The 7,619-nt window shown below is 71.8% G+C and carries 9 protein-coding genes and 6 tRNA genes; 8 read left to right on the forward strand and 7 right to left on the reverse strand.

Features of this window, described 5'->3' with window-relative positions; all coding sequences use genetic code 11:
• Nucleotides 1-68: 68 nt before the first annotated feature.
• Together GUY61_RS31325 and GUY61_RS31330 are read right to left on the reverse strand one after the other, a co-directional pair.
• A tRNA-Val gene (locus tag GUY61_RS31325) sits at nucleotides 69-140 on the reverse strand.
• A 63-nt stretch (nucleotides 141-203) separates the two neighbouring features.
• A complete protein-coding gene (locus tag GUY61_RS31330; RefSeq protein ID WP_166633627.1) occupies nucleotides 204-671 on the reverse strand; it encodes a TIGR02611 family protein in 468 nt (155 codons plus the stop codon).
• A gap of 189 nt (nucleotides 672-860) precedes the next feature.
• On the opposite strand from GUY61_RS31330, the gene GUY61_RS31335 reads away from it, so the two are divergent.
• Nucleotides 861-1,274: an SsgA family sporulation/cell division regulator gene (locus GUY61_RS31335; RefSeq protein WP_166633628.1), complete on the forward strand. Its 414-nt coding sequence runs from the start codon at nucleotides 861-863 to the stop codon at nucleotides 1,272-1,274.
• Nucleotides 1,275-1,511: 237 nt separating this feature from the next.
• A complete protein-coding gene (locus GUY61_RS31340; RefSeq protein WP_166633629.1) occupies nucleotides 1,512-2,087 on the forward strand; it encodes a CGNR zinc finger domain-containing protein in 576 nt (191 codons plus the stop codon).
• Nucleotides 2,088-2,197: 110 nt separating this feature from the next.
• Here GUY61_RS31340 and GUY61_RS31345 read toward each other — a convergent pair whose 3' ends face one another.
• Nucleotides 2,198-2,395: a hypothetical protein gene (locus GUY61_RS31345; protein WP_166633635.1), complete on the reverse strand. Its 198-nt coding sequence runs from the start codon at nucleotides 2,393-2,395 to the stop codon at nucleotides 2,198-2,200.
• Nucleotides 2,396-2,464: 69 nt separating this feature from the next.
• Complete coding sequence (locus tag GUY61_RS31350) at nucleotides 2,465-2,932, reverse strand: hypothetical protein (RefSeq protein WP_166633630.1); 468 nt, start codon at nucleotides 2,930-2,932, stop codon at nucleotides 2,465-2,467.
• Nucleotides 2,933-3,240: 308 nt separating this feature from the next.
• Between GUY61_RS31350 and GUY61_RS31355 the strand changes: the two genes are divergently transcribed.
• On the forward strand, nucleotides 3,241-3,777 hold the full coding sequence (locus tag GUY61_RS31355) for a DsbA family protein (protein WP_166633631.1): 537 nt from the start codon (nucleotides 3,241-3,243) through the stop codon (nucleotides 3,775-3,777).
• Between the two features lie 147 nt (nucleotides 3,778-3,924).
• On the opposite strand, the gene GUY61_RS31360 is transcribed toward GUY61_RS31355, so the two are convergent.
• From GUY61_RS31360 to GUY61_RS31370, 3 genes are read right to left on the reverse strand one after another with little or no spacing between them, the layout of a single operon-like run.
• Complete coding sequence (locus tag GUY61_RS31360) at nucleotides 3,925-4,767, reverse strand: N-acetyltransferase (protein ID WP_208106691.1); 843 nt, start codon at nucleotides 4,765-4,767, stop codon at nucleotides 3,925-3,927.
• Between the two features lie 41 nt (nucleotides 4,768-4,808).
• Nucleotides 4,809-5,630 (reverse strand): aminotransferase class IV, encoded by an 822-nt coding sequence (locus GUY61_RS31365; RefSeq protein WP_166633633.1) that lies wholly within the window; start codon nucleotides 5,628-5,630, stop codon nucleotides 4,809-4,811.
• On the reverse strand, nucleotides 5,627-6,781 hold the full coding sequence (locus GUY61_RS31370) for a chorismate-binding protein (RefSeq protein ID WP_166633634.1): 1,155 nt from the start codon (nucleotides 6,779-6,781) through the stop codon (nucleotides 5,627-5,629). The genes GUY61_RS31365 and GUY61_RS31370 overlap by 4 nt, the downstream gene beginning before the upstream one ends.
• A gap of 168 nt (nucleotides 6,782-6,949) precedes the next feature.
• On the opposite strand from GUY61_RS31370, the gene GUY61_RS31375 reads away from it, so the two are divergent.
• The 5 genes from GUY61_RS31375 to GUY61_RS31395 all read left to right on the forward strand — a co-directional run bounded on the left by GUY61_RS31375 (nucleotide 6,950) and on the right by GUY61_RS31395 (nucleotide 7,414).
• A tRNA-Gly gene (locus GUY61_RS31375) sits at nucleotides 6,950-7,022 on the forward strand.
• Nucleotides 7,023-7,060: 38 nt separating this feature from the next.
• Nucleotides 7,061-7,134: transfer RNA gene (locus tag GUY61_RS31380), tRNA-Cys, on the forward strand.
• Nucleotide 7,135: 1 nt separating this feature from the next.
• A tRNA-Val gene (locus GUY61_RS31385) sits at nucleotides 7,136-7,207 on the forward strand.
• Nucleotides 7,208-7,237: 30 nt separating this feature from the next.
• Nucleotides 7,238-7,309, forward strand: a tRNA-Val gene (locus GUY61_RS31390).
• Nucleotides 7,310-7,342: 33 nt separating this feature from the next.
• A tRNA-Val gene (locus GUY61_RS31395) sits at nucleotides 7,343-7,414 on the forward strand.
• Nucleotides 7,415-7,619: the final 205 nt, after the last annotated feature.

Here is a 7,619-nt window from a genome sequence, read left to right on the forward strand (position 1 = left end):
ACACCGCACTGCGCGGAAAACGCCGAGGGCCCCGGAGGCGTGAAGCCTCCGGGGCCCTCGGTCCGGGGTGGGCGATACTGGGTTCGAACCAGTGACCTCTTCGGTGTGAACGAAGCGCTCTCCCACTGAGCTAATCGCCCGGGCGCACCGCAAACATTACCGCATGTCAGCGGACCCTCGTGACCCGTCGCGGAAGCTCCGCGTCACTCGTCGATCTTCCAGGGCATGGTCAGCCCGAACTTCCACACATAGATCCCCACGAGCAGCCCGATGATCACCAGCCCGACGGTCGTGAGGATCATGTTGCGGCGCCGGACCCTGGGATCGAGCGCGCGCTGCGCGGCCTCGCTGACCTTGCGCTTCGTCCAGCGCAGCACCAGCTGGGCCCAGACGAACTCGGTGGCCCAGATCGCCATGCCACCGAAGATCACCAGCCAGCCCGGGCCGGGCAGCACCAGCATCATCACACCGGCGCCGACCACCGCCAGGCCGATGACGAAGACGCCCACCTGCCAGCTCAGGTGCAGCGTCCGCCGGGCCTGCACGAACTGCGGGGCCCTCGATCCGAGCGGCGCCTCGGCACCGGTCTCCGGCACCTCGGCCCCGACCTCTTCCGGCCCTTCCTTCACAGCTGCGGCCACCTCACCGCGCTCGTCACTCCCCGTGTTCATGAGAGACAAACTACCCGACCGTGCCACTTCGCCGGAATGGACCGGAAGTCGGATCCGATTCTCGTCCGTACGAGGTACCGAAGAGCGGCAAAACGGTCAGAGGGGTTTACAACGGCACCGTAGGTGGCATGTCGATTTCGCCGACGTGCGAATCCCCGAGCGCACACTGAGCGAAAGGCCCTGGCGCTTATGAACACCACGGTGAGCTGCGAGCTGCACCTGCGCCTCGTTGTGTCGAGCGAGTCTTCACTGCCTGTACCCGCGGGGCTGCGGTATGACACGGGAGATCCCTATGCCGTGCATGCCACCTTCCACACCGGAGCCGAGGAGACCGTCGAGTGGGTGTTCGCCCGCGACCTCCTCGCCGAGGGCCTGCACCGGCCCACGGGAACCGGCGACGTCCGTGTCTGGCCGTCCCGCAGCCACGGTCAGGGCGTTGTCTGTATCGCCCTGAGCTCTCCGGAGGGTGAGGCCCTGCTCGAGGCCCCGGCGAGGGCTCTGGAATCCTTCCTGAAGCGAACCGATGCCGCGGTGCCACCCGGCACCGAGCACCGTCACTTCGATCTCGATCAGGAGCTGTCCCACATTCTGGCCGAGAGCTGAGGAGCGACCCCGGTCGCTCACCCTCCGTAGCCGTCCGACTCGGGGAGACGGCACGGAAGGGACAATCGAATACGGCAGATCACCGGCGCCGGTGCCCGCGGGTCCCACCGTGGGCGACGGCGCCGGTGCGTTCCGGACGCGTCCGCGCGGACTCGTCCGCGTCAGTCATACGTACGAGCCGCTAGAGTCGGCCTCCCGGGCGGCTCACGCCCGGCGCAGCAGGCCAGGGAGCGAATCGTGCTGATCACCCATGACACCCGGTGTGCCCTCGACGCCGTGGTCGACCTGGTGAACTCCGCGCCGGAGGGCGAGCAGCCCGACGGTCTCGCGGACGTGGAGGCGCTTGAGGCGTTCGTGAAGCGCCACGGCATCAGCGGGGCGGGGACCCTCGGCCCGCAGGACGTGAAGGCCGTCATGCTGGTGCGGGAGCGCTTCGCGCGGGTCTTCGCCGCGTCCGACGACCGCGCCGCCGCCCAGATGATCAACCAGCTGGTGGCGTCCGCGGGCACCACGCCGCAGCTCACCGACCACGACGGCTTCGACTGGCACGTGCACTACTTCGCGCCCGGCGCTTCCCTGGCCGACCATCTCGCGGCCGACTGCGGAATGGCGCTCGCCTTCTTCGTCGTCGCCGGCGAGCGCGAGCGGCTGCGGCGCTGTGAGGCACCGGACTGCCGGCACACCTTCGTCGACCTCTCGCGCAACCGTTCGCGCCGCTACTGCGACAGCCGGACCTGCGGGAACCGGCTGCACGTGGCCGCGTACCGGGCCCGGCGCCGGGAGGCGGAGGCCGGGGCCCAGGCCGTGGGCTGACCGAGCCGCCGCGGCCCGCGCAGGGGCCGGCCGTGCGGGCCGGCTCGGGAGCCGGCAGCGGGGCCGTGCCCGGCAACGGCGCGCGAGCCGGGGGCGGGGCCGTGACCTGCTCACAGCAGGAACAGATCGTGCACGGCCGCCATCAGAAGCAGGCAGCCGATCACCGCGAGAAAGATCATCAGCGGTGGCTGGGAAAGCGCGAAGAGACAGCCTCGCGGTTCTTCTTCGGGTGCGCCGTGCGGGCCGGGAACGCCGGACGGGACGGGTGCGACGGGTGCGGGGGTCTCGCCCTGTGTGATGTGCTCCATTTCGCGCCTGATGATGACGTACCCGGCGAGCATCACGCACCCAACGCTCACCCCTCGAAGGGGAGTTCGTCAGATTCCGTGCTTCTTCAATATCGCCTCTATGTCCGAGAAGTCATCCGCGGGAGCGGTGGGGGCGGGCCTGCCGGCACCGCGGCCGGGACCGAGTGAGGGCGTCGATACGCCGGGCGAGGACCCGCCCACGGCCCGGGTGGCGGGGGCGCCGCCCGCGGCGGCCTTGGCGGCCCTGCGCCGTTCCCTGCGCTCCCTGCGGCTCGGCAGGCCCTTCCTGCGCTCCACCGTCCGGGCCGTCACGAACAGTGCCCACGACAGGGCCAGGACTCCGAAACCCGCCCACACGCTGGGCTTGAAGACGAGGTCGGCGACCCAGTCCACGACCCCCGTCATGACCAGCCCCACCGGGATCAGCGAGTAGGCCGCGATCCGGGTCGCGGCGAGGAATCGTTTGCGGTACGCCGTCAGCAGGGCGATGCCCAGGCCGGCCGCGGACACCGCGGAAAAGACGGTCTCGATGAGCATCCGGTCCTCCCGCCGATGGGGTTCGTCTTCGTCACCGCCGCACGGCCGCGCAGGCGTCGCTGTCCGCCGCCGGACAGGCCCGAGCCGCCCCGGGAGGCCGCATGCGACCGTGCCGCGGGTTCTGTCCCTCCATCGTGCACCGGCCGGGCCCTCCGGGGCCACGGTGCGAAGGCCCGCTCAGGGAGATCTCCGGGACATCCCGGGGGTGATCTCGTCCTCAGGTCGCGGTCCCGGCCGTGCGGACCGGTCCGGGGCGGCCCGTGCGGTCCCGGTTCGGCCCGGGGCGGCCGGGCTGGGAGACTGAGGACATGAGCGACTCGACCTCCACCCGCCCCGCCGTCGTACTCGACGTCTGGTGCGAGCTCCAGTGCACCGACTGCCGCACCGCGCGCGCCGACCTGCGGGCACTGCGCGAGCGCTACGGCGACCGGCTGGAGCTGCGGCTGCGGCACTTCCCCCTCGCCAAGCACAAGCACTCCTTCGCCGCCGCGCAGGCGGCCGAGGAGGCCTTCGAGCAGGGGAAGGGCTGGGCATACGCCGAAGCGGTGCTCGAGCGGGCGGAGGACCTCGCCGCGAAGGGCGAACCGGTGCTGCTCGACGTGGCGCGGGAGCTCGGCCTGGACGCGGAGGAGTTCGACACCGCCCTGATCGACGGCCGGCACATCCTGATCGTCGACGCCGACGAGGCGGAGGGCCGGGCGATCGGCGTGACCGGGACACCCACCTACGTGTTCGGTGGTGAGCGCCTCGACGGCGGCAAGAGCCAGGAGGGACTGCTGGCCCGCATCGAGGAGATCGCCGACCGGCTGCTCGCCGAGACGGACGGTGCGCAGGAGCGGGCCTGACCGGTCGGGCGGGGCCTGCGGGGTCGCCCGGGCGGACACCGGGCAACGCCCGTGCCGGGCCGACCGGCACGGCCCGGGCGGCACGAGCGGCCCGGGTGGCCCGGGTGGCCCGGACGACCCCGCAGGCCCTGGCGGCCCTGGTCCGCCTCAGAGCAGCGTCTTGAAGCAGTGGTGTGCCGTCGGCCGGTAGCCGAGGGATTCGTAGAGCCGTTCCGCCGGTGCGTTGCCCGCGAAGACGTTCAGGCCGACCCGCGTCTCCCCCGCCGCGAGCGCCACCCGCTCGGCCAGCAGCATCAGTGACCTCCCGTGCCCATGCCCCCGGTGGGCATGCCTGACCTCGATGTCCAGGACGTAGGCGCAGGGCGTGCCGATGCGTACGTCGTTCAGCGCGATCCAGATGGTGCCCACCGCCTCCGCGCCGGAGTGGGTCAGCGCCCCTAGGTAGGTGTCGGGCGTACCGAGCCCTTCGGGCAGGACCGCGCTCTGGTCCTCCGCCGCCCTGGCACGCGCTTCCTCCTCGGTGAGGCCCAGGTCTGCCATGGACCGCGCGTACCGGCCCCTGGCCTCCGTGTCCCAGATTCGGAACTCGTCCGGTGTCATCGGCCGCCCGGTGGTGCCCTCGGGGAGGTCCGGTGGCTCGGTGGGCAGCGGCTTCGACATGAAGCGGCTGCGTTCCGAGTAGCCGAGGGCCGTCGCCAGCCGCAGCGCCCCGGCGGCCCCGGCGGGCACGGACACCTCGACCCGGCGGCAGCCCCAGCCGCGCAGCACTTCCTCGGCGGCGAGCGCGGCCACACAGCCGCGCCCGCGCCGGCGGTCTCTCTCGTCGATCTCCAGTGAGACGATCCGGCCGACGGCCGAACCGAACCGCTCGTGCGTGGCGAGGTGGATCGCACCCACCGGCCGGCTGTTCACGCACACGTCGAACCGGCGGGACAGGGCCCCGCGCGGACCGTTCTGAAGCGGCTCGGCGGGCCGCAGGGTGGTGGTCATCACCGGGTTCCTACCCGCTCACGCCACTCGGGTCATCGGATTCACGGGTCGACCTCGGCGGCCGCCCGTTCCTCGAAGACGCGCATCGCCTTGGCGGTCACCGGTCCGGGGGCGCCGGGCAGCTCGCGGCCGTCGACCCGGTGCACTGCCTGCACGTCGCGCAGGGTCGAGGTCAGGAAGATCTCCTCGGCCCGTTCCAGGACGTCCATCGGCAGGTCGGTCTCCTGCGCGCCGGTCCACTCGACCGCCAGGGCCCTGGTGATGCCGGCCAGGCAGCCGGAGCGGAGGGGCGGCGTGTGCAGTTCCCCGTCGAGGACGACGAAGACGTTGGAGCCGGTGCCCTCGCAGAGTTGCCCGACGGTGTTGGCGAACAGCGCCTCGGACGCGCCCTGTTCGCCGGCACGGGCGAGCGCGACGACGTTCTCGGCGTAGGAGGTGGTCTTCAGCCCGGCGAGTGCGCCGCGTTCGTTGCGGGTCCACGGCACGGTGATGACCGCGGTGGTGTCCGGGCGCCGCGTCGTCCCGCCGAGGGCTACGACGAGGGTGGGGCCGTCGTCGCCGCGGTCGGAGCCGAGCGGCGAGAGCCCGCCGGTGTAGGTCACCCGGAGCCGGCCGAGCGGCATCGGGTTGGCCTCCAGGACGGCCGCGCAGGCACGGCGCACCTCGTCCGGGTCGGGGTCGGGCAGGCCGAGACCCCGGGCCGAGCGGGTCAGCCGGTCCAGGTGCCGGGTGAGCGCGAACGCCGTGCCGTTCGTGGCCTTGAGCGTCTCGAAGACGCCGTCCCCCACGGTCAGTCCGTGGTCGAGGACGGAGACCCTGGCCGAGTCGACGTCCTGCAAGCCTCCGTTGAGCCAGACCTTCACCTGGTGTCACCTCTCGGGGTAGATCCTGAAGCGGAGGGCGGCACGGCCTCCCGGCCTGCTGACCGGGAGGAATCCCCCGGGTGAGCACAGTACGCCCCGGGTCCCGCGTCCCGCGCGTACGCCCCCGAGGCCACGGCCAGCAGCCGGGACGCCTTGAGTTCTGTCTCCGCCCATTCGCGTTCCGGGTCGGAGCCCCACGTGATCCCGGCCCCGGTGCCGAAGCGCAGCACGGCACCCGTGGCGGGGGTGCGGTCGATCCAGAAGGTCCTGATGCCGACCGCGAGCTCCGCGGCGCCGCGGTCCGCGTCGACCCAGCCGATGCCTCCACAGTAAGGGCCGCGGGGCGCCGTCTCCAGCGCCTCGATGATGCGCAGGGCGCTGGACTTGGGAGCCCCGGTCACCGAGCCGGGCGGGAAGGCGGCGGCCAGCAGCTCGGGCCAGCCGGCGTTCGCGTCGAGTTCGCCGCGCACGGTGGAGACCAGGTGGACGAGGCCGGGGTGCTTCTCGACGACGCACAGCTCGGGGACGGTGACGCTGCCGGTGGTGCAGACCCGGCCGAGGTCGTTGCGGACCAGGTCGACGATCATCACGTTCTCGGCGTGGTCCTTGGGCAGCAGGTCCGCCTCGTTCCTGCCGGTGCCCTTGATGGGTCCCGACTCGACGGTGCGGCCGGACCGGCGCAGGAAGAGCTCGGGGGAGGCGGTGGCTACCTCCACACCGCGCCCGGGCAGCCGAATCGTTCCTGCGTACGGCGCCGGGTTGCCGTGCGCGAGCAGGGCGGTCAGGGCGTCGACGTCCGCGGTGTACGGATCGGGCAGGGGCGCGGTCAGGACGCGGCAGAGGTTCGCCTGGTACACCTCGCCGGCCGCGATGTGCTCGCGGATCCGCCGTACCCCCGCGGTGTACGCGGCGCGGTCCAGCGAGGACGACCAGTCGCCCGGGGCCGGTCCGCGCCACTTCCCGGCGGCGCCCGGGGCGGGCACCGGCGCCTCGCGCACCTCGCCGAAGCGTGCGCACACCAGCCTGCCCTCGAAGTCCGCCGCGACGGCCCAGAAGCCGGCGGAGTCGAGGGCCGCGGGATCGCTGGTGACATCCCGCAGGTCGAAGGCGAGCAGGCCGCCGAAGCGGGCCAGAGGAGCGAGGTCGTGCACGTGGGTGAGTGTAGGTCGGGGGCCGGTGCCGGGCACCGGAGCCGGCCCCGCCGTGACCCGTCGGCGGTCACAGCGCAGCACGCTGCGTAAACGCGTTTTTGTACTGGCCCCGGAATCCGCTAGAGTTCAACACGTCGCCGGGACGCCGCAGGCACCCCGGACCGGCAGGCGGACGTGGCTCAGTTGGTAGAGCATCACCTTGCCAAGGTGAGGGTCGCGAGTTCGAATCTCGTCGTCCGCTCGACGTGGGGGATTTTTCCCGGACCCCCGCACTGACGGGGTGGAGTGGCCGAGAGGCGAGGCAACGGCCTGCAAAGCCGTCTACACGGGTTCAAATCCCGTCTCCACCTCCAAGGACGATTAGCTCAGCGGGAGAGCGCTTCCCTGACACGGAAGAGGTCACTGGTTCAATCCCAGTATCGTCCACAGGAACCGGCTGGTATCAGCGGTTTCCCCGCGCGATTAGCTCAGCGGGAGAGCGCTTCCCTGACACGGAAGAGGTCACTGGTTCAATCCCAGTATCGCGCACGCAGTGCCCACACCCTCGGGTCGTGGTCCCGAGGACGATTAGCTCAGCGGGAGAGCGCTTCCCTGACACGGAAGAGGTCACTGGTTCAATCCCAGTATCGTCCACCGCCCGAAGCCCCCGGTTCCCGAACCGGGGGCTTCGCCGTGTGCGGGGTGGTGTCGCGGTGCCGGCCGTGCCCGTAGAGGTCGGTCGGACGGGCGCGAACGGCCGGCCCGTACCTGGGACAGGTCCGGGCCGGCCGTTCCTCGTTCCGGCTGGTCCCGGTCAGGAGGAGAACAGCATCCGGCCGAAGCTCTGGCGGTGGTGGCC

It is taken from the genome of Streptomyces sp. GC420, assembly GCF_009916105.1.
Classification (GTDB): domain Bacteria; phylum Actinomycetota; class Actinomycetes; order Streptomycetales; family Streptomycetaceae; genus Streptomyces.

What these genes read in the sequence shown, in the direction of transcription:
- GUY61_RS31330 (WP_166633627.1), bottom strand. Translation starts at nt 671, where the DNA reads ATGAACACGGGGAGTGACGAGCGCGGTGAGGTGGCCGCAGCTGTGAAG.
- GUY61_RS31335 (WP_166633628.1), top strand. Translation starts at nt 861, where the DNA reads ATGAACACCACGGTGAGCTGCGAGCTGCACCTGCGCCTCGTTGTGTCG.
- GUY61_RS31345 (WP_166633635.1), bottom strand. Translation starts at nt 2,395, where the DNA reads ATGGAGCACATCACACAGGGCGAGACCCCCGCACCCGTCGCACCCGTC.
- GUY61_RS31350 (WP_166633630.1), bottom strand. Translation starts at nt 2,932, where the DNA reads ATGCTCATCGAGACCGTCTTTTCCGCGGTGTCCGCGGCCGGCCTGGGC.
- GUY61_RS31355 (WP_166633631.1), top strand. Translation starts at nt 3,241, where the DNA reads ATGAGCGACTCGACCTCCACCCGCCCCGCCGTCGTACTCGACGTCTGG.
- GUY61_RS31360 (WP_208106691.1), bottom strand. Translation starts at nt 4,767, where the DNA reads ATGACCACCACCCTGCGGCCCGCCGAGCCGCTTCAGAACGGTCCGCGC.